The organism is Pseudomonadota bacterium (genome assembly GCA_030860485.1).
GTDB lineage: Bacteria > Pseudomonadota > Gammaproteobacteria > JACCXJ01 > JACCXJ01 > JACCXJ01.
Window position 1 is genome coordinate 1 of sequence record JALZID010000393.1, and the last position, 18854, is coordinate 18854.

Below are 18854 nucleotides of genomic sequence, written 5' to 3' on the forward strand. Positions count from 1 at the left end.
GCGGCCTGACCGGACCAACTCGACCATCTGTCGCCGGAACTCCGGCGGATATGCACTTCTTCGTTTCGACATCGTGGACTCCTCTTTCCCAAAAGATGAAGTGTCCACGAAACGGGGTCAACTCCACATTTCTTGATTACTTACCAGATCATGCAGACCGTCGGTGCAGAGCAGAAACACATCCTCGGGCATCACGGCTTCCTCGTACACATCCACGTCCACGGTCGCATGGATGCCGATGGCGCGGGTCACCAGGTTCTTGGGCGCGCTCTTCTGCGCCTCCTCCGGCGTGCACACCCCTAGTTCGATCAGTTCCTGGACCAGCGAGTGGTCGGTGGTGATCTGCTCGATGGATGCACCCCGGACACGGTACAGCCTCGAGTCGCCGACATGCCCCACGGCGATCCGATCCCCGATGAACCACGCGGCGATCACGGTCGTGGCCATGCCCTCGCAGTCGGCCTCCCGCCGGCCGGTCTGGAATACCGCCGTGTTGGCACTGTCGATGGCGTCGAGCAGGACCCTCGACGCCGGTGACATCCCGATCGACTCGGACGGAATGTGCCCGGTCTCCTGATGCTGGAACAGGCGCACATGGCGCACGATGGTCTGCACCGCCAAGGCGCTCGCGACCTCGCCGGACCGGTAGCCTCCCATGCCGTCGGCCATCACCACCAGCCCGAGGCTCGGGTCACTGGCCGCGTGGTCTTCGTTATGCGCTCGCTTGAGCCCGGGATCGGACAGGCAGGCGACTTCGAGGGTCGCGCAGGTCCTCATGACGTCAACGGGCGGCGTGCCAGACCCCGTTCACCACCGGGCGAGCTTCGCGGTAGTTCTCCGGTCGGGCGGTGCCGCACCGGCCACCGTCATGACGGGTCATGTCTACGCTGTTGTTCGCGGATGACCGGCTCCCCGGGCCGGCGGACCGGTATCGGCGCCCCGGCACACGGAGCTACGCGCCCTCGGCCTGGGCACTTCCACCGCAGGGAACGGAGCCAAGGTCGACTCGAGGTCGAGCGCCGTGTGGATCCCCAAGAAAATACAAAGGGCGCGGCACGCGGTAGGAGGATGCCGTCCGAACGCTGGTTCAGCGCTCAAGGTACTCCAGCTTGTCCTTGACGTCCTTCCACTCGTCCGCATCGGCGGGTGGCGGCTTGCGTTCGTTCAGGACCGGCCAGAGCTTCGCCAGCTCGGCGTTCAGATCCAGGTAATGGCGCTGGCCTTCGCTCAGATCGTCCTCGGATAGGATCGCGTCGACCGGACATTCCGGCTCGCACAGGGTGCAGTCGATGCACTCATCGGGGTCGATCACCAGCATATTGGGCCCCTCGTGGAAGCAGTCGACGGGGCATACCTCCACGCAGTCGGTGTATTTGCATTTGATGCACGATTCTTTCACTACGAAGGTCATGGGTCGGATCCGTTAGCGCTATAAGTCATTATAGACCGCTGCGACTAACGCGGGCGAGCGCGGCCGGGACCGACCTCAGTCGACCAAAGCGCGCAGGCGATAGAGCGCCTCGAGGGCCTGTTTGGGCGTCAACCCGTCCGGGTCGAGTGACTGCAAGGCCGCGAGCGCCCGCGGCACGGGACGTTCGGGAAACAGGTCGAGCTGTGCGTGATCGTGGCGGGGGGTTGGTGGAGCGCCGCGTTCGAGCTCGGCGAGACGTTCCCCGGCCCGCAGGATCACGACTGCCGGGACCCCGGCGCGTCGGGCGACCTGCAAGCCGTAACTGCGGCTGGCGGGACCGTCCTTGACCGCGTGCATGAACACCAGGTCATCCCCCACCTCGAGGGCATCGAGATGTATGTTCTGCACCCCCTCGACCGCCTTAGGGAGCCCGGTCATCTCGAAGAAGTGGGTGGCGAAGAGCGTGAAGGCGTGTGTCTCCCGTGCCAGGTGCTCGGCACTCGCCCAGGCCAGCGACAGGCCGTCGAAGGTGCTGGTCCCGCGCCCCACTTCGTCGATGAGGACCAGACTCTCGGCCGTGGCGTTACGCAGGATGTAGGCGGTCTCGATCATCTCAACCATGAAGGTCGAGCGCCCGGCCGCGAGGTCGTCGGCGGCGCCGATGCGGGTGAAGACCCGATCGATAGGGCCTAGCACCACGCGCCGCGCCGGCACGAAGCTGCCGCTGTAGGCGAGCAGCACGATGAGCGCCGTCTGGCGCATATAGGTCGATTTGCCGCCCATATTGGGCCCGGTGATGATGAGCATGCGTCGCGCGTCGTCGAGGCGGAGATCGTTCGGCACGAAGGCCGTCTCCTGGACCCGCTCCACCACGGGATGCCGGCCGCCCTCGATGCTGATCCCCGGTGCCTCGACCAACTCCGGCCGGCACAGGGCCAGGGTCTCGGCGCGCTCCGCGAAGGCGCAAAGCACATCCAGCTCAGCCAGGGCAGCGGCGCTCGCCTGCAAGGCCGGCAATTCGCCCAGGACCTCATCGATGAACCCCTCGTAGAGCACGCGCTCGCGCGCCAGGGCCCGCGCGCCGGAGCGGAGGATGCGGTCCTCCAGGGCGGAGAGCTCGTCGGTGACATAGCGCTCGGTGCCCTTGAGGGTCTGGCGGCGCCGATAGTCGGCGGGCACCCGCGCGTCATGGCTGCGGCCGAGCTCGAGGTAATAGCCGTGGACGCGGTGGTGCCCGATCTTGAGGCTCGCCACCCCGGTGCGCTGCCGCTCCCGGGCCTCGATCTCTGCGAGCACCTGCCCGGCATCCTCGGACAGGCGCCGGAGGGCGTCCAGATCGGCATCGAAGTTCGCTGCGATGACTCCGCCCTCGCGTAAGAGCGGCGGCGGGTGCTCGACCAAGCCGGCGGCGAGGCGGGCGTAGAGAAGCGGGAAGCACCCGATCGCGTCGCGCAAATCGTGCAAGCGCGGGCTGTCCACCCCCTCGAAACGGGCGTGCAGCTCCGGTAGCGCGCCGAGCGACGTCCGAAGCTGCGCGAGGTCGCGCGGCCGGGCGGTGCGTAGCGCAATGCGCGCCAGCGCCCGTTCCAGATCGCCGATGGGCCGCAGGCACTCGCGTATCCCCTCATAGTGGCGCCGCGCGAGCAGGGCCCCGACCGCGTGATGGCGCAGGCCCAGGTGATGCCGATCCCGGATCGGCCGCTGCATCCAGCGCCGCAACCATCGGCCGCCCATCGCGGTGACCGCCGTGTCCATGAGCCCGATGAGGGAATGGTCGCGCGCCCCGCTCAAGGCCGTGTCGATCTCCAGGTTGCGACGGCTCGCCGCATCGAGCAGCACGCTGTCCTTCTGGCGCTGGACCTCGAGGCCTTGCACGTGCCGGAGCGCCGTGCGCTGGGTCTCGGCGGCATACTGGAACAGGCACCCGGCGGCAGCGAGCCCGGCGGGCAGGTCCCCGCATCCGAAGGCCGAGAGATCGGCGACCCCGAAATGACCCGCCAGGGTACGGCCGGCGCGCTCCGCGTCGAAATGCCAGGGTGGACGGCGACTGAGCCCTCGGACGGCAGAGAGCTCGCGGAGCAGCGTAGCGTCCTCGCTCACCAGTATCTCGGCCGGCCGCAGCCGGCCGATCTCCGCCCAGAGACCTTCACCGCCGGCCACCTCCGACAGACCGAAGCGCCCGCTTCCCAGGTCGAGGACCGCGATCCCGATCGTTTCACCACGCTGGTGCACGGCCATGAGCAGGCTCTCCCGGCGCTCTTCGAGCAACGCCTCCTCGGTGACCGTGCCCGGGGTTACGATGCGGGCGATCTCGCGCTCCACAGGCCCCTTGGCGATCCCGGTGTCGCCCACCTGCTCGCAGATCACGACCGGCTCGCCAAGCTTCACGAGCCGGGCGAGATACCCCTCGATGGCGTGTGCCGGGACCCCGGCCATGGGGATGGGCTGGCCCGCCGAGGTGCCGCGCGTGGTAAGCGCGATGTCGAGGAGGCGAGCGGCCTTCCGGGCATCGTCGAAGAAAAGCTCGTAGAAATCGCCCATGCGGTAGAAGAGCAGCAGCTCCGGGTATTGGGCCTTGAACCCGAGATACTGTTTCATCACCGGCGTGTGCTCGGCCTGGCTCATGAGCGGGAGTGTATCCGATAGGCGGCGGCGCCGAGGAGCCGAGCGGACCGGCTAGCCTGTGACTCCTCGACTGCACGCGGCGCGCAGTGCCGAACCCCGGCCGATCATTGGGCAGAGTGATGTAGGGTGGCATCGATAGGCGGAAGGCATCGTCGAGCGGGTCCAGGCGCTCGCCGGTCGCACCGTCACGCCTGTGCACGATCTGCGGTAGGCCTGCAGAAAGCGATACGTTCGCCGCGCCGGAGTCTGCATTCGACCGACGGGTGAGCCGGTAGGCGCGCTCCCACTCCGCACCGTCCAACCGATCAGGGCTTTTAGCGGCGCCGGTGGACTCGCGTCCGGCTACCGGATGCTCGCACCTGCGTCGCACAGCAGCTCCACCCAGTGGGTCATGTCGTCCGAGTTGAGCACGGTGTAGCAGCCTGTCATCCTTGAATCGGTGGTCGTAGGACGTCAGGCTGGCCAAATTGAAAAGCCGAGACAGAAACTCGGGCTCTTCCGTTCGCCCGCTCCAGTTGATTCCCAACGGCAATCGCGTCGCCAATGTCTCGCCGGGTGATCTGAGAAATCTTCACCGAAGTTCGGAACCATACGTCGGATGCGGTATAATGTTCCGCTTGACCGGGTGGCGACAGCGACGCGAAAGGACGCTGTTGACGATCCGCGTCGAAGTGGGGTTAGGCCCCAACTCGAATCGCGAGTAACTCACACAGTGCCACCCTGACCCAGTCGCGGATCCGAAGAATCTCATCCCGATCCGTTGGAGTATGGGTCGAGACGCTGGACCGAGAGTAAACCGATCTCACGACGTCCCCACAATTTCGTCCACAGCTTGAGTCGCAGCCTCGGAAGATTGCATCGCCGTTCTCGCCATCCCTCGCTTTCGCAGAATGAAACGAACCTTCTGTTTCATGGTTGGCGCCGAAGCGTGCTTCTCCAGCTTGAAACCCGGCTCGGCCACGACGTCCGCGTCAGGTGCCAGGTGATCGAGCGTTTCGCGCAGGCTCTCTCGCAGATCAGTAGCGGGGCCGCGCCAGGATAGGCGGTTCTTGAACTGGAGATCTGCTATGGCCTGCTCGTCTGATCTAGCGGCAGAAGGCAGTAGTTCGGCGAGCGTATCAAGGACCAGGCGGTCGATAGGTTCAAGCTCCACTCCAGCGGCTCGGCCACCGGCTTTCAAGGCGACTTTTTCCACCGCCAAGAGCTCGCGGTGCAGTGTCTTGACCTGCGAACGATAGGTCTGAACCATACTGTTCTTCTGTGCAACTTCCAGCAAGCGCTGCATGTTGGTATCGAGGTCAGAGAGTGGCTGGGCGGCTAGCCCGCCGAGGACTAGCTGCTCTCGAGTCTCCCGGAAGTAAGCATCGACGATGTCTCGAGCCTCGTGTCTAATGGCCTTTTGGAATATTTGCTTCGCCTTCACCTCACGTACTGATTTATCAAATCGTTGAAGGCGTTCCGTGAGCCCTCACACCGCAGCGAGCATCGTTGGCGCCTACTTCTTTGTTTTAGGCAGATTGTGAACGACGAGATTGTGACCGACTGGGTTCAACCTGTACTTACCATGGCCTGCTGAATCGAAATAGCCTGAGGCCCGCGCATCTACCAAGACCTGAGGCATGCGCTTTGGCAACCGATAGCCACCTTGTTTAAAGTATTTTTCTAGGTCGCTCGAAGAGACATCTTTCTTTAGCTCCCCAGGAGGTGCTAGTGACTCAAGGTAGTAGGCGACAACGCAGGCCATCTCAAGAGCTGTCGTCGGCTGCTTCTGTTGCTTTAATGTTCGGATGTCGGTGATCGGCTGAGACGGCTGCGCCGGAATGAGACTGACTTCGTCGTCAGGAGCGGAGAGGCTGAGGTGAGTACTGACGAGGAACCGGTTACCCCTAAGACAGGTACTGCGAGACCAAGGTGCTCACAAGCCGGCGAACAGCCGTCGCCCTCGCAGAGTCGTCGAGTGCTTCCAGCGCCGACACTATCTCGTCGATCGCACTGCCCAAGGTCTTCTTTCCGCTCGCGCCCGCGCACTCACTCCGCTGGGTTATTTTTCCTCAATCATTCTGCTGGGGCCGCCGCGGCCCAGGCGACGAAGAGGAAGCTGCCGATGCGGCTACCAAGTTCTTTAATTCGGAGCAGATCAGCCCGGAGGTGCCCCCTGGAGCGAGTTCGGCGAGTGAGTGATCTCGATCGCATCTATTCGTCCGTCAGTTCTGCGAACACTCGGCATCCGGGGCTGTGCAGCTCGGGCAGGGCGCCGAGCGACGTCCGAAGCTGCGCGAGGTCGCGCGGTCGGGCGGTGCGTAACGCAATGCGCGCCAGCACCCGCTCCAGATCGCCGATAGGCCGCAGGCACTCGCGTATCCCCTCATAGTGGCGCCGCGCGAACGGGCCCCGACCGCGTGATGGCGGAGGCCCAGGTGATGCCGATGCCGGATCGGCCGCTGCACCCAGCGCCGCAACCATCGGCCGCCCATGGCGGTGACCGCCGTGTCCATGAGCCCGATGAGGGAATGGTCGCGCGCCCCGCTCAAGGCCGTGTCGATCTCCAGGTTGCGACGGCTCGCCGCATCGAGCAGCACGCTGTCCTTCTGGCGCTCGATCTCGAGGCCTTGCACGTGCCGGAGCGCCGTGCGCTGGGTCTCGGCGGCATACTGGAACAGACACTCAGCGGCGCCCGAGCGCGGCAGGCAGGCCCTCGCATCCGAAGGCCGAGAGATCGGCGACCCCGAAATGACCCGCCAGGGTACGGCCGGCGCGCTCCGCGTCGAAATGCCAGGGTGGGCGGCGACTGAGCCCTCGGACGGCGGAGAGCTCGCGGAGCAGCGTAGCGTCCTCGCTCACCAGTATCTCGGCCGGCCGCAGCCGGCCGATCTCCGCCGCCAGACCTTCACCGCCGGCCACCTCCGACATACCCAAGCGCCCGCTTCCGAGGTCCAGCACCGCGATCCCGATCGTTTTACCACGCTGGTGCACGGCCATGAGCAGGCTCTCCCGGCGCTCTTCGAGCAGCGCCTCCTCGGTGACCGTGCCCGGGGTCACGATGCGGGCGATCTCGCGTTCCACAGGCCCCTGGGCGAGATACGCCTCGATGGCATGCGCCGGCACCCCGGCCATGGGGATGGGCTGGCCCGCCGAGGTGCCGCGCGTGCTAAGCGCGATGTCGAGGAGGCGCGCGGCCTTCCGGGCATCGTCGAAGAACAGCTCGTAGAAATCGCCCATTCGGTAGAAGAGCAGCAGCTCCGGGTATTGGGCCTTGAACCCGAGATACTGTTTCATCACCGGCGTGTGCTCGGCCTGGCTCACGACTCAAAGACGCGCTCGGCGATCTCAGCGTCGGCAACCCCTTCGCACCGTTTTTCGCCGCCCTGCACGCCGTCAGCAAGGAGGGCGATCCCTTGGCCTCGGTGATGCCGTGGTTCGGGCAGGTCGTCGTCTTCTTCTGGGCAACCATCGCCGATCCATTTCTGGATGAAGGCGACGTTCTCAGGCGAAAACCGGATCGAACCCAGCCGGCATTCGACTCAGTGTGGCGCCGAGCGGCGGATCCTCCAAATCCGCGCCGAAGGGCGGTTCTCCTTTGAGAGCCTTGACGCGGTTGGAACCGGCGCCATCGCCGATGGCCAGCAGTTGCCGATTGCGGACAATCAAGGCGACAAGCTCATCGCGAGTCTTGCCTCGCCAAAAAGCTCCATGGACGTCGATTTGCGCGGTCTGAGCGCCGATAGACTCGTCGAGGATTTGCTGCACACGTTCGTACCGGGGTCATGAGTACGTTCCTGTTGGATAATTAAATGAGCAACTCACATTCTGCGAGCCTCTGTTAGAGGCTGGCCAAACCACACGTCGGTCACGGACGTGCCTGGGTCGTCCCCCATCCGCACGGTGCCTGCGTCGTGGAAGGTGGTCCCAACTCCCTGCTGTCGTTTCCAGGGGCGGGAAGAGGGCGTTTGGGCTGGCCCGGGCGAGATTCTGGTTGGCTGTCGGGACCGTGGGGTTACGCAAAGGCGAGCATCCCGTGGCCGCGGACGCGAGTCCGCCGGTGCCGGCCAAGTCACCTTGACTCGCAAGAAGGTTCGGAGTGGGCGGGATGAGCACGGCCAGCCGGTCGAGCAGCTCCAGGGGCGTGAGCGCGAGGGTGGTTTGCCCGAAGGGCCCCGGTTCGGGGAGTCGGCGGGGTCTCGGCCTGAGGACTAGAGTCCGTGCGGATGGCGGAAAAGGCGATCCCGCCTCGGAGATATCCGATCCTCAGATGCGCTCCAACCCAGTCCAGCGCCCGAAGCACAAAGCCCCAGCCGACCGGAAGGTCGCCCTGGGGAATGAACCGCCAGTGCTCGAAGCGCTGGAGCGCCAATTCCGCACCGCCGATCAGCGTCTCCATCTCGCGGGCGGTCAGGAACCGATCGGTCGACAGGTGACGAGTGTCGAGCCGGAGCCATGGCGCCAGATGCCGGTACCAGCAGTAGCCACCGTTGGGAGTCAGACAGATGAAGACGCCTCCAATCCGGAGCACCCGGTGCACCTGGCTCAAGGCTCGGGGCTTGTCGAGCATGTGCTCCAACGCCCCTACGCACAGCACGACGTCGATCGAACGGTCCTCGACCGTGGCCAACTCCTCCGCCGCGTCGACGCGGAGCGAGATCCGGGCCCCCCACGGTGAGATCTCGACGTGCCGGCAGGCAACGCGCACCATTTCGGGAGACACATCGATCCCGTGCGCCTGTCCGAACCTTCCCGCGAGCGGAAGCAGGTGGATGGCTGTCCCGCAACCGATCTCGAGCAACGTGCCCATCCGCGCCGTCGCCAGGAAGCGGCGGATGATCGAGAGACGGTAGGCGAGCAGGCGTTCGGCGGGGCCGTGGGCGTCAAGATATTCGGGAGCGAGGCGGTCGAAATGCTCGACCAGGTCACGAGAGTCGCGTATGAAGCGGGTCGTGAGCCTGGCCATCGGGCGCATCTTGCCCGAGCCGCTCGAGCCCGTCCATGCCGGGCTCGACCGTCCCTGGTGTACAAGCCCCGTCGTAAGCGATATCAGTGGTCATTAGGCGGCATGTCAGAACCAGAGGGTGTACAATGGCAGAGGAGCAAATCGGCCCCTCTTAAATTTGGAGAGATTAAGTGTTGAGCCCCCGGTACAGGTCTGTGACCGTGAGCGGCGATGGATGACGACAGCATTTGAGATCCTCAGCGAGATTAGAGATGTTGAGACGATCGCAGCGGGCCGGGGTGTTGTACATCCGACTATCTGGACCGCACTCACGGCAGGGGCCGTTAAGGGGAAAGTGAAAGGCATCGCAACTTGCGGACGGTACGATCTGCGAAGCCGAAATCCACTGGTTTGAAGCGCACGGCATAGGTCGTAAGGATTTCAAAATCAAGAGGGTGATGCGATGAGTGATTTTGTGATCTGCATCGATAATGACAGCAATCCGGCAAGCCTGATCCCAGGCAGAGTCTACCGCACACTGCCGGACGCAGAGGCAGAGGCGCACAATATGCTCCGTATCATTGATGAGGACAAGTCAGAGCCCGATGGCTATCTCTACGCCAACGGCAATGTTTGCACCGATCGATCTGCCGGAAGTGGCAAAACGGGTGCTGATGGCAGCAGGCGACTGAATCCGAACGATGCCTTTTGCGTAAAGAAGCCGCCTAACAAAGGCATGGAGCTGGACTAGCAAACAGGGCGTGCCCGGGATCGGTCATGCTTTGGGGGGTAAGTCTCAACCCCCGAGTCTCAGCTTCGCTGAACAGGTGGTGTAAGGTAGTTGCTTTTTGGGACGTGAGTCATGGGTAAAAATGTTCGATTGAAGAGCGGCCCTGCTAGACGCCTGGTCACGATCACCGCATGAGACCCGATCTCCCCATCGTGAACGCAGCTTGTCGAATGGAGCCCCCGGCAATATGAGGACCCGACCGCTGGCGCAGCTCACCACTGTTGTCACGTGTTTCGCATTTCGGGAGGAGTACTTCCCAGAGTTGAGTGGGATGATCGCCACCATCAAAGAGTGCCATGCCGAGTGGCCAATCGTGATCGGCCGGGGGACGCCGCGGGACGACGGAGTGGTAACGTTCGCTGTCGAGACCCCGGACGGACCGGAAGAGTGGACCCTTCCCGTCCCATTTCACTTGTGTGGCGGCGAGGACGATTGGCGTCGAATCACCCGCATGAAGGCGTGGTGGCTGCATGAGGTATGGCGCCGGTTTGGAGGACCTCCCCGCCCTGCACGTCACCGGATCGTTTGGATCGATGCCGATGCCAGATGTAAGGCCCCTTTGGCATTCGAGGTCGATCCTGAGAGGGAGATCATCGCCGGGCCTTGGTGGCGACACCCCACCGATAGCGCTTTGGACGGCATCACGACCGGCCTGCTGTTGTTGCAAGGATCTGAGCACGGGCCGGTGGCCGGAGCCCTGGAGCGCTGGAGCGACGCCTGTCTGGAGCAGATCCAGGACCTCGGTCCACCAACGGTCCCCTGGCCTGAAGGCGATCAGGAGGTGTTGACCAAGGTGTTGGCGCGGTGTCGGGAAATGGATGCGACCTTGCAGCTCCTGAAGCTCGACCACGATACCTACTGCGGCGTCGGTAAGGCCTCTCCCGAGGCCGTCATCGATCACTGGATGATGAGTGGAAAGATGGCACGAAGAGGCAGGAGAGACTGGCCACCTCCCGAACACCTTCGACGAGGCCCACGAAAATAGCGATCACCTTGGGGCGATCACTTCGGGCGATCACTTCGAGTCGGATCGAGCCGTGGATGGTCGGCGGGGACGTCGTGTTGGTAAAGCAACAGGGTGCGATGGATACGAGATCATGTGACCGGACGGGTGGCAGAGCGGATCCTCATTTGTCGTCCTGATCACCTGGGCGATGTCCTCTTGACGCTGCCGGCTGTGGCGGCCCTGCGTGCAGCGTTTCCCGGTGCCTACATCGGCTTGGTCCTGGACTGCTCGACTGCGGATGTCGCCAGCCGCTGCCCCGACGTCGACGAGCGGTTCGCCCTGCCCTTTCCGCCGCTGACTCACACGGATCCGGGAGCGGACTGGGCTCGCGAGGTCACGGACACCGCAAAGGACCTGAGGGGTCGTTACGATCTGGTCATCCTGTCCCGCCCGGAGGATCCGTGGTCCGCGGGGCTCGCGGCCGCCGCCGGCATACCGATCCGTGTCGGTTACGCCATACCGGGAACCGAGTGCTTCCTGACTCATGCGATCCCGCTCCGCGAGGACCTTCATGCGGCGATGCAGACGCTGCGACTGGCGCAAGAGGCCGCCAGGTGTCTCGGCGTATCCCCTGCCGGTGAGGCGGCAATGACGGAGAGCCTACGCTCACTGGCACAGGTGCGATTCGTACCGACGGCTGACGAAGAGGCCCTGGCGGAGCACGTGCTGTCGGAAGCCCTCTCTGCGGGCGCGAGACCCATCGTCTTGCAGCCGGGCTCGGGCTGGCCGCTCAAGAACTGGGCCGCGGAACGATGGGGAGGGCTCGGGACCGAGATCCGACGACGGTGGGGCGTGACTGTTCTGGTGCCGGGCGCGCCGGGAGAGTCCGCGCTGGTGGGGGCGGTCGTCGAGTCCGGCAAGGGGTCCTGCTTCGGCCTGGCCGAGCGGTTTTCGGTGGGCGCCTTGGCCGCGTTGTACCGGCGATCGTCGCTCGTGATCGGCATCGATAGCGGCGCGCTCCACCTGGCTGCGCTGGTCGGCGCTCGCATCATAGGACTGTACGGACCGGCCCCCCATCGACTCTGGCATCCATGGTGCCCCCCCCAGAGGTATCGGGTCGTACGGGTGTCCCTTCCTTGTAGCCCTTGTGATTGTATCTTCGACCCCCCGTGTGGCATAGCGCTCGACCCGCCGTGCATGGCGGGGATCACGGTCGAAGCCGTGATGCACGCAGCCGCCGAACTGCTGTCGCAATGACCCCACGCACATGCGTCCCAGCTTCTTCATCATCGGGGCCAACAAATGCGGCACGTCGTCGCTCTACCGCTACCTGGTGGACCATCCCGCGGTCCTGCCGTGCGTCGAGAAGGAACCGAACTTTTTCGGGACTCACAGCCCCGATTATATCGCCGGCCATATCGACGAGTACTTTGCCCTATTTCCCACGGACGAGCATGGCGGGCCGCTGACGTTTCAATGGGAGGCGTCCGACCAGGCCGGCGGTCCGCGGCTGACGACGGTTTGCATCGACCGCGCCCCGCACGGCGTGTACATCACGGGAGAAGCCACCGCCAGCACCTTTCACGAGGTGTCCCCCTCCTTGCTTCATCGGTACCTCCCGGAAACGAAGCTGATAGTCCTGGTGCGCAATCCGGTGGACCGGGCGTACTCGCATCATCGCATGTACCGGAGGTTCGCAGCCGCGGGAAACGAGTTGGGCTTCGACGTCGGTGATTTTCACCGAGACATAGAGGCGGAGTTGAGGGCGCACGAGCGCGGAGAGCGGACTCACTATCTCTATCCCGGTCTCTACATCGATCGACTGCAGGCGTGGCTCGCCGAGTATGGCGCGAACCAGGTCTGGACGATCGTCACCGAGGACCTCAGCCAGCCCCCGGTGGCACGAGACATCATGCGCCAGCTAGAGGCCTACCTCGGCTTGCCCGGTCACGACTATGCGGATATTCTCGCTCGGCGGTTCAATCATGCGCCCCCGGCGGACATCACTCCGTCCCTCCGTGCGTCGCTCGCAGCTTTCTATCGTCCCTACAATGTTCGACTGCAAGAATGTCTCGGACGGGATCTCCACTGGGACTGACGCTATGGGAGGCCGTACACGAGCAGGCTCTTATAGTCGTCCACTGGAACGAGCCGTCCCTCCGTCGCGATGGTGTCGACAACCTCTCGACATCGGGAGAAGTGGCTCGAACCCTTGTAGAAGAGTACTTTCCCTCCGGGATTCAGTTTTGACAGGAAGAGCGTCACAAGCGAGTAGTCGTCCAGCTCGGCGTACCGGGCCGTCCGCTCATCATAGAACTCGCAGAGATGGAAGAGCGTGACCAGATCGAGCTCGGGCAGGATGCGAGGAGTGAGGGTGTAGATGTCGCCAAACAGCACTTTATAAGTCTTGGCCGCGAGCGGATTGTCTATGATAAAGTCGACGTACGTTTGATGCTCTCGGCGCGAGGCGGTGATGGCGAGGATTTCGTTCGGAACCGCCGTCTCGAGGTTGGTCTTCCCTAGTATATGGTGTTCGCCAGTACCAAAGTGGAAGATCACCTTGTCGCGCACCCCCGCCTCGTTGAGGTAGTCGATAAAGTGGAGATCGCAGGGGCAACACGACCGTAAGGGCCATGACGCTTGCCAATAGTTTAGTTTCATCAGCACCCATCCACGCACGCGATCCACTGACCGTCGGTCATCAGATGCGGATCCACATGGTGCATTCTCTGGCTATTCCAACTCTGGCTATTCCGACCGTGGCCGGTAGCGCACAGCACCGGACTCTCTTCCACCTCTCTTTCGCGGTAGGCGGTGGGTGTAAGCTCGAGGATCTCGAAGGCTCGAACGCGGTCGCCATAACGGGTGTGACAATCCTGAGCGAAGCGAATCATCCTGTCACCCCACAGAGTCACCCTTCCTGCGGGTCGGGCAATGCGGGCGTCCCCCTCGACGATCGGGCTTTTGGGGTGCTCTTGCCACGACGTCATGAGATCCGCCGCATAGTAGAGGCGGAGCGTGTCGCTGTTTCCGACCGGAACGCACCCGAACATCCAAAATACGCCGTCGGCGCGAAAGATGGTGGGGTCGGCGTATGTCACCGGCAGTAGCGGCGCGATCCGGGTCCAGTCGGTGGGGAATCGAGTGGCGCGGTACAGGCTGACGCACCCCGCTCCGAGCGTCTCGGGGATCATGTAGTAGTCGTCGTGCCACTGGAAGACATGAGGATAAGACAGGTGAAATGGCTCCACGAGGACGATCCGACTGTACTCCCAATGAATACCGTCATCGCTCAGCGCTAGACCGATCTCTCCACGGTCACTGTCCTGGTTCAGGACCTCGAAGAACAGGTACCAACGCCCGTCCTGGCAGACCATGAAGGGATCCGCGACGAACTGGGCCCGTGCATCGGAGACGTCGTTCCGAGAAATGACCGGGTTGCGGATCGTGGCAGGGGCAGAAAGCCGTAACGGAGACGTTCCGGTATAGATCCCGATGGCCCATTGGAGTTGTGATGCGGGGCCAGAGGAAGTCGGTCGTGGACCCGCCTGGCCGAAAGGAGGGCATGGGCTCGATACCGGAGTCGGCGCACTCGGGGATCGCCGATCCCCCACTAGAAGCGACCCCCGCGAAGAGCCACGACTTCCGTCACGCCAGCGGCAGGGACGATGGAGCGATACGGCGGCGTCGGTTCGTACAGCCCAAACCCATACCCGGCCAGTGTGCTCATCACCGCGGCGCTGTCGACCCCCAAGTCCGGATGAATGTCCAGAAAGATCGACGTCAGCGAGGACTTGCCGAGCGTGCGATCCGCACCCACCAACACTTCCGCTTCGAAGCCTTCCACGTCGATCTTAATGGCGTCGACTTCGGCGTCTCCGATGAAGTGGTCGAGGGCACGTACGTCGACGATTTCCACTCCTTCCTCGACGCGACCTGGTAAGGAGAGTAAGCTGTGCAACCCGCTCATGGTCGCAAGGTGCAGGATGCCCTTGTAGTTATCCGAGCCGAGGGCGATCTGATGGCACTCGGCGTTACCGATGGCGTTCTGCGCGACGCTCCGACGAAGCCAGCGGAAGTTGTTCTGGTCGGGCTCAATCGCGATGACCCGCCCGGATGGCCCCACGATCGAGGCGGCAAGCACCGTAAAATCACCTTTGTTGGCTCCGATATCGATGAAGGTGGCGCCTGGTTCGAGGAACTCTCGTAGCGCTTGGACCTTTGCCTGTTCGTACAGGCCCAGAGCGCGGGCAAGCATCATCGGCGACTCCCGGACGTCCAAGTAGATCCTTCCGCCGGGCACGTCGTAGAGACGGTAGCCGCGGGGTAGCAGCGGACGGATGCCCCGGTGACATCGCACCAGGGTCGTGCTCAGGGCTCGCGCAGCGGCGCTTTGAAGCAACGGAAACGCCTTCGTCTTGATTGTGCCCGGGGCACGTGCCGTGCCCCTAGTCTGAAAGGGTAGGACATTCAAGACGGTCGCGCAACTCTGGCCGGGAGCCGGGATCCGCAGCCGAGCGGCGCATAGGAAGTATAAACCGTCTTTCTGATGAGTCGACGCCTGAGAACCGGGGGTGCCAGCATGTTGAGAAGGATGTTTCAGAGCTTCCTCTCGGCGCAGGAGCTGCTCCGTGCCCGCCCTCTCCGGTACCTGTTCGTGCTCGGACACGTTCGCTCCGGCTCGTCGCTGCTCGTCCACATCCTGAACAGCCACCCGGAAATCTGCGCTGTCGGGGAGAGCTGGCTCCTGTACGACGCCGAGGCGACGTTCCGGAAGCTGGTGCCTTTCGTCCACGCCACCCTGAGGAAACCTTTTCTCACCGAGACGTACGTGGTCGACAAGATCCTCGACAACGACCTACTCGAACGCGAGGATCTGCTCCGCCTGCCGAGGGTGTCCTCCATCTTCCTCCTTCGTGATCCGGAACGAAGCCTCCTCAGCATGCACGCTCATCGCATACGTCTGAAGATAATATCCGATTGGCCAGACGCTTTGAGCTATTATGAAGGCAGGCTGGAGCGCCTCACCCGGGACGCGCGTTTCATCGACGACCGACGGCGCAGCATGCTCGTCCTCTACGAGGAGCTGATCGACCGGCCGAGGCCATGCCTGGACGCACTCGGCGCCTTTCTCGACCTGCGCGCGCCCCTTCCGCTCACGTACGACGTGCACTCGTTCACGGGTGTCGACGGGCTGGGCGACTTCTCCGAGCACATCATGGCCGGAACGATCGAGAAGACCCCGCCTCCCACGGAGGTCCGCGTCCCGGAGGACATCCTCTCGCGAGGCAAGGCCGCCTACGACGACTGCGTCGCGGAGCTGTCCGCGCTCTGCACGACGGTTCCGGCCTAGCGCTTCGCGGGCGGCAGCCTCGCGGACGACCCGTGCGCTTCCCGGCGCGCCGACGGTGATGCGCCGCCCGAGCCCGCGCGGACGCAGGCGCCCGCGTCACCATCGGGCGCAGCACCGTGCGCATCTCGAACATCGAGAAGACCATCCCGAGGCACCGGCGCGCGCCGCCAGCCGAAAGGATCGGCCGCTCGCCATCGCGCGCCGCACCGGGGCGCTTGACGGGCCTCAGCGCGCAGAGGTAGCTTGCACTCCACGACCGACAGGTCACTCGAAGGCGGGAGAGTTCCTGACGATGGCGACGATCTCCGTCGAACGGTTGGGGAGGATGTGGCGGACGCAGAAGAACCTGCGCGTGATCGCCAGGAACAGCCGGCGCTCATGGCCGTCCGCCGCTCCCGTCTGGCCGCTGCCCCGCCAGGCGGGCGGTCCTTCCGACGAGGAGATCCGCGCTGAATTCGCGAAATATCCACTCTGGCACTACGCCTACCGTTTCGAGGGCGGCCTGGACTTCGCGGTTCGCCACGTTTTCCAGGACCCTCTCGCGGACAGCCCCGAACGGCCCCTGCAGCGATTCAGGCATTTCATGCCGTGGCTGCTGCAAGCGACGGGCGGGACGCTCGAAGGCAAGCGGGTCCTGGATGTCGCCTGCAACTCCGGCTTCTGGTCGATCCAGTGCGCGCTTCTCGGCGCAAGGGAAGTCGTCGGTTTCGACGCGCGCCAGGAGCTGATCGACCAGGCCAACCTGATCAAGCGCATTGTCGGCGTGAGGAACGTCGACTACCGTCTCCTCAACCTCTGGGAGATGACTCCCGACGCGCTCGGCGGCACGTTCGACGTGGTGCTCACCCTCGGCATCCTGTATCACCTTCCGAAGCCGGTGGAGGCACTCGAGCGGACAAAGGCGATGTCGCGGATTGCGTCCTGCTCGACACGTCGGTGTTCGCCGCGAAAGCGCCGCTGATCTTCCTCAAGTGGGAAGAGCCGTACGACATCCTGAGCGCCGTCGCCGCCGGCGTCTCGATGGAGCCGAGCAGGCGCAGCGTGGAGATGATCCTGAAGCACCTGAAGTTCAGGGAGTGGACGGAGATCCCGCTCCGGACCACGGACATGCCGGACGACTATCTCCGCGGCGATCGCGTGTCCTGGCTGATTCGGGTCTGAGGGCCGCGGTCGGCCCGTGCTTTACAGGTACGGGTACTTGGTGTGCACGCCCGGTCCTGGGCCCCCGCCAGGGTTCCACGGCTTCTGGGGCTCCCTCCGAGCCCACACGACCCCAAACCCGGCGCCCGCGCGGCGCGACGTCTGCGTCCGCCTCTGGAGCCCCACGCGGACCACCCAATCACCGACCGGCCCGCCCGACGCAACAGTACCGGGTTGCAAAACCCCGTTGAACTTCATATCCTTTGGAGCATACGGTCGCCCTGGGTTTCATGAAAGTCAACGTCTCCGTCAGGCAGTAGTTAGGTTAGCGCCATGCGCACGCTTCATTATAAGAACAGGTCGATCAAGTCCATATTTACGGAGCTTTACGAGCCCATAGGCGATCGGGAGATGATTTCCGGGTCGGGATCCGATCTTGTCCAGACCGCCGCGATCGCGCGCGCGATTCCGGAACTGATCAAGGAGCTGAAGGTGAAGACGATGCTCGACGCGCCGTGCGGCGATTTCTACTGGATGCGGCGCGTCGAGTTGGGGGTGGACAGCTATATCGGCGTTGACATCGTCGAGGAATTGATCGCGCGGCATGCGCGCAATCATGCCAGCCACAACCGGCGATTCATGTGCCTGGACGTTACTAAGGACAGTCTGCCAAGGGTGGATCTGATCTTGTCGCGAGACGCCCTTGTCCATCTCTCATCGCGCGACTGCCTGGCGGCGCTGGCCAACTTCAAATCCAGCAAGTCACAGTATTTGCTGATGACGACCTTCCCGGCGGTCATAAAAAACGAAGACATCCTGACCGGCGAATGGCGGCTGATCAACTTCGAGGCGCCTCCGTTCAACCTCCCGCCACCACTGCGGCTCATCAACGAGCATTGTACGGAAGATGACGGGGTCTATCGCGACAAAAGCCTCGGTCTTTGGAGACTCGATGACATTCTCAACTAAATGGGACAAGCTTCTTATCTACGAAAAGCGTCCTTTGAATTTCCTATACCCAACCCGAAATGCAATGTAACGGAAGCATGAGAATCGCAATCCTGTGTTACGGCACGTCGGGTAAGGGAGGCATGGAAACAGTCATTTCTCGTATTATCGGCGAATTGAACGAGTTGGGTCATGACACGGAATTATTCTTGCTAGGCGGATCTCATGACCAAAGCTGGCTTGGGGGTGTACGCAGCCGAATTGTTGGGAAGGTTCAAGACAGCAAACTAACCGGATATTTAAAGTACGCGTTCATTCTGCCAGGCATCCTTTGGCGGTTTCGCCCCGATCTGATCGTGGGAGCAGACGACAGAGCGGTATGGACAGCAATTATGATGAAACGCATGCTCAGGCTAAAAGCGCCCGTCGCCTCTTGGATGCATTTTGCGATAACTGACATTAGCTATGGCTTACTGAAAAAAGCCGATTTTCACTTGGCTATCAATTCAGAAAACGTTCAGCAGCTCATTGACCTTCATGTGGCAAAGCCGGATAAAATATATTTAGTGCATAATCCCGTAAAATTAACAGATCGAACCATTCCAAGTCCGACGGATGTTGCTCATTTCATTTATATAGGCAGGTTGACATACGACGGTCAAAAGCGAGTGAGCGATTTCATCACGGCGTTAAGCCAGGTCAAAGGAGCTTGGCAAG

20 protein-coding genes are annotated in these 18854 nt (G+C 63.1%); 10 read left to right on the forward strand and 10 right to left on the reverse strand.

Annotation, left to right across the window (positions count from 1 at the left end):
- Positions 1–117: 117 nt before the first annotated feature.
- The 6 genes from M3461_24105 to M3461_24130 form a co-directional block, all read right to left on the reverse strand.
- Positions 118–777 carry a protein phosphatase 2C domain-containing protein gene (locus M3461_24105; GenBank protein ID MDQ3777218.1) on the reverse strand — a complete coding sequence of 220 codons (660 nt, stop codon included), beginning with the start codon at positions 775–777 and terminating at the stop codon, positions 118–120.
- Positions 778–1087: 310 nt separating this feature from the next.
- Complete coding sequence (locus M3461_24110; GenBank protein MDQ3777219.1) at positions 1088–1411, reverse strand: ferredoxin family protein; 324 nt, start codon at positions 1409–1411, stop codon at positions 1088–1090.
- A gap of 75 nt (positions 1412–1486) precedes the next feature.
- Positions 1487–4036 carry a DNA mismatch repair protein MutS gene (gene mutS / locus M3461_24115; GenBank protein ID MDQ3777220.1) on the reverse strand — a complete coding sequence of 850 codons (2550 nt, stop codon included), beginning with the start codon at positions 4034–4036 and terminating at the stop codon, positions 1487–1489.
- 802 nt (positions 4037–4838) lie between these two features.
- Positions 4839–5459: a hypothetical protein gene (locus M3461_24120; protein ID MDQ3777221.1), complete on the reverse strand. Its 621-nt coding sequence runs from the start codon at positions 5457–5459 to the stop codon at positions 4839–4841.
- A gap of 781 nt (positions 5460–6240) precedes the next feature.
- Positions 6241–6651 carry a hypothetical protein gene (locus M3461_24125; protein MDQ3777222.1) on the reverse strand — a complete coding sequence of 137 codons (411 nt, stop codon included), beginning with the start codon at positions 6649–6651 and terminating at the stop codon, positions 6241–6243.
- 49 nt (positions 6652–6700) lie between these two features.
- On the reverse strand, positions 6701–7339 hold the full coding sequence (locus M3461_24130) for a hypothetical protein (protein ID MDQ3777223.1): 639 nt from the start codon (positions 7337–7339) through the stop codon (positions 6701–6703).
- Between the two features lie 165 nt (positions 7340–7504).
- Here M3461_24130 and M3461_24135 point away from each other — a divergent pair, with 165 nt between their 5' ends.
- A complete protein-coding gene (locus M3461_24135) occupies positions 7505–7804 on the forward strand; it encodes a hypothetical protein (protein MDQ3777224.1) in 300 nt (99 codons plus the stop codon).
- Between the two features lie 283 nt (positions 7805–8087).
- Here M3461_24135 and M3461_24140 read toward each other — a convergent pair whose 3' ends face one another.
- Complete coding sequence (locus M3461_24140; protein MDQ3777225.1) at positions 8088–8981, reverse strand: methyltransferase domain-containing protein; 894 nt, start codon at positions 8979–8981, stop codon at positions 8088–8090.
- A 442-nt stretch (positions 8982–9423) separates the two neighbouring features.
- Here M3461_24140 and M3461_24145 point away from each other — a divergent pair, with 442 nt between their 5' ends.
- The 4 genes from M3461_24145 (at position 9424) to M3461_24160 (ending at position 12794) form a co-directional block, all read left to right on the forward strand.
- Positions 9424–9711, forward strand: coding sequence for a hypothetical protein (locus tag M3461_24145; protein MDQ3777226.1), 288 nt, complete (start codon positions 9424–9426; stop codon positions 9709–9711).
- A 310-nt stretch (positions 9712–10021) separates the two neighbouring features.
- Positions 10022–10735: a hypothetical protein gene (locus tag M3461_24150; GenBank protein MDQ3777227.1), complete on the forward strand. Its 714-nt coding sequence runs from the start codon at positions 10022–10024 to the stop codon at positions 10733–10735.
- Between the two features lie 114 nt (positions 10736–10849).
- Positions 10850–11953: a glycosyltransferase family 9 protein gene (locus M3461_24155; GenBank protein ID MDQ3777228.1), complete on the forward strand. Its 1104-nt coding sequence runs from the start codon at positions 10850–10852 to the stop codon at positions 11951–11953.
- 10 nt (positions 11954–11963) lie between these two features.
- A complete protein-coding gene (locus tag M3461_24160) occupies positions 11964–12794 on the forward strand; it encodes a sulfotransferase (GenBank protein MDQ3777229.1) in 831 nt (276 codons plus the stop codon).
- 2 nt (positions 12795–12796) lie between these two features.
- Here the strand turns inward: M3461_24160 and M3461_24165 are convergent, their stop codons facing one another.
- From M3461_24165 to M3461_24175, 3 genes are all read right to left on the reverse strand, one after another.
- Positions 12797–13267: a hypothetical protein gene (locus tag M3461_24165; GenBank protein ID MDQ3777230.1), complete on the reverse strand. Its 471-nt coding sequence runs from the start codon at positions 13265–13267 to the stop codon at positions 12797–12799.
- A gap of 89 nt (positions 13268–13356) precedes the next feature.
- Complete coding sequence (locus tag M3461_24170; GenBank protein ID MDQ3777231.1) at positions 13357–14073, reverse strand: hypothetical protein; 717 nt, start codon at positions 14071–14073, stop codon at positions 13357–13359.
- Positions 14074–14309: 236 nt separating this feature from the next.
- Positions 14310–14978: an FkbM family methyltransferase gene (locus M3461_24175; protein MDQ3777232.1), complete on the reverse strand. Its 669-nt coding sequence runs from the start codon at positions 14976–14978 to the stop codon at positions 14310–14312.
- A 267-nt stretch (positions 14979–15245) separates the two neighbouring features.
- Here M3461_24175 and M3461_24180 point away from each other — a divergent pair, with 267 nt between their 5' ends.
- From M3461_24180 to M3461_24200, 5 genes are all read left to right on the forward strand, one after another.
- Complete coding sequence (locus M3461_24180) at positions 15246–16049, forward strand: sulfotransferase (GenBank protein ID MDQ3777233.1); 804 nt, start codon at positions 15246–15248, stop codon at positions 16047–16049.
- Between the two features lie 292 nt (positions 16050–16341).
- Positions 16342–17010 carry a DUF1698 domain-containing protein gene (locus M3461_24185; GenBank protein ID MDQ3777234.1) on the forward strand — a complete coding sequence of 223 codons (669 nt, stop codon included), beginning with the start codon at positions 16342–16344 and terminating at the stop codon, positions 17008–17010.
- Positions 16986–17210 carry a hypothetical protein gene (locus M3461_24190; GenBank protein ID MDQ3777235.1) on the forward strand — a complete coding sequence of 75 codons (225 nt, stop codon included), beginning with the start codon at positions 16986–16988 and terminating at the stop codon, positions 17208–17210. Before M3461_24185 ends, M3461_24190 begins: the two co-directional genes overlap by 25 nt.
- Positions 17211–17522: 312 nt before the next feature.
- Entirely contained in the window at positions 17523–18158 is a 636-nt protein-coding gene (locus tag M3461_24195) for a class I SAM-dependent methyltransferase (GenBank protein MDQ3777236.1), read from the forward strand.
- Positions 18159–18280: 122 nt separating this feature from the next.
- On the forward strand, positions 18281–18854 hold a 574-nt coding region (locus M3461_24200; protein ID MDQ3777237.1), incomplete at its 3' end, for a glycosyltransferase.

What these genes read in the sequence shown, in the direction of transcription:
- M3461_24105 (MDQ3777218.1), bottom strand. Translation starts at nt 777, where the DNA reads ATGAGGACCTGCGCGACCCTCGAAGTCGCCTGCCTGTCCGATCCCGGG.
- M3461_24110 (MDQ3777219.1), bottom strand. Translation starts at nt 1,411, where the DNA reads ATGACCTTCGTAGTGAAAGAATCGTGCATCAAATGCAAATACACCGAC.
- mutS (MDQ3777220.1), bottom strand. Translation starts at nt 4,036, where the DNA reads ATGAGCCAGGCCGAGCACACGCCGGTGATGAAACAGTATCTCGGGTTC.
- M3461_24135 (MDQ3777224.1), top strand. Translation starts at nt 7,505, where the DNA reads ATGAAGGCGACGTTCTCAGGCGAAAACCGGATCGAACCCAGCCGGCAT.
- M3461_24140 (MDQ3777225.1), bottom strand. Translation starts at nt 8,981, where the DNA reads ATGGCCAGGCTCACGACCCGCTTCATACGCGACTCTCGTGACCTGGTC.
- M3461_24145 (MDQ3777226.1), top strand. Translation starts at nt 9,424, where the DNA reads ATGAGTGATTTTGTGATCTGCATCGATAATGACAGCAATCCGGCAAGC.
- M3461_24150 (MDQ3777227.1), top strand. Translation starts at nt 10,022, where the DNA reads ATGATCGCCACCATCAAAGAGTGCCATGCCGAGTGGCCAATCGTGATC.
- M3461_24160 (MDQ3777229.1), top strand. Translation starts at nt 11,964, where the DNA reads ATGCGTCCCAGCTTCTTCATCATCGGGGCCAACAAATGCGGCACGTCG.
- M3461_24170 (MDQ3777231.1), bottom strand. Translation starts at nt 14,073, where the DNA reads ATGGTCTGCCAGGACGGGCGTTGGTACCTGTTCTTCGAGGTCCTGAAC.
- M3461_24180 (MDQ3777233.1), top strand. Translation starts at nt 15,246, where the DNA reads ATGAGTCGACGCCTGAGAACCGGGGGTGCCAGCATGTTGAGAAGGATG.
- M3461_24185 (MDQ3777234.1), top strand. Translation starts at nt 16,342, where the DNA reads ATGGCGACGATCTCCGTCGAACGGTTGGGGAGGATGTGGCGGACGCAG.
- M3461_24195 (MDQ3777236.1), top strand. Translation starts at nt 17,523, where the DNA reads ATGCGCACGCTTCATTATAAGAACAGGTCGATCAAGTCCATATTTACG.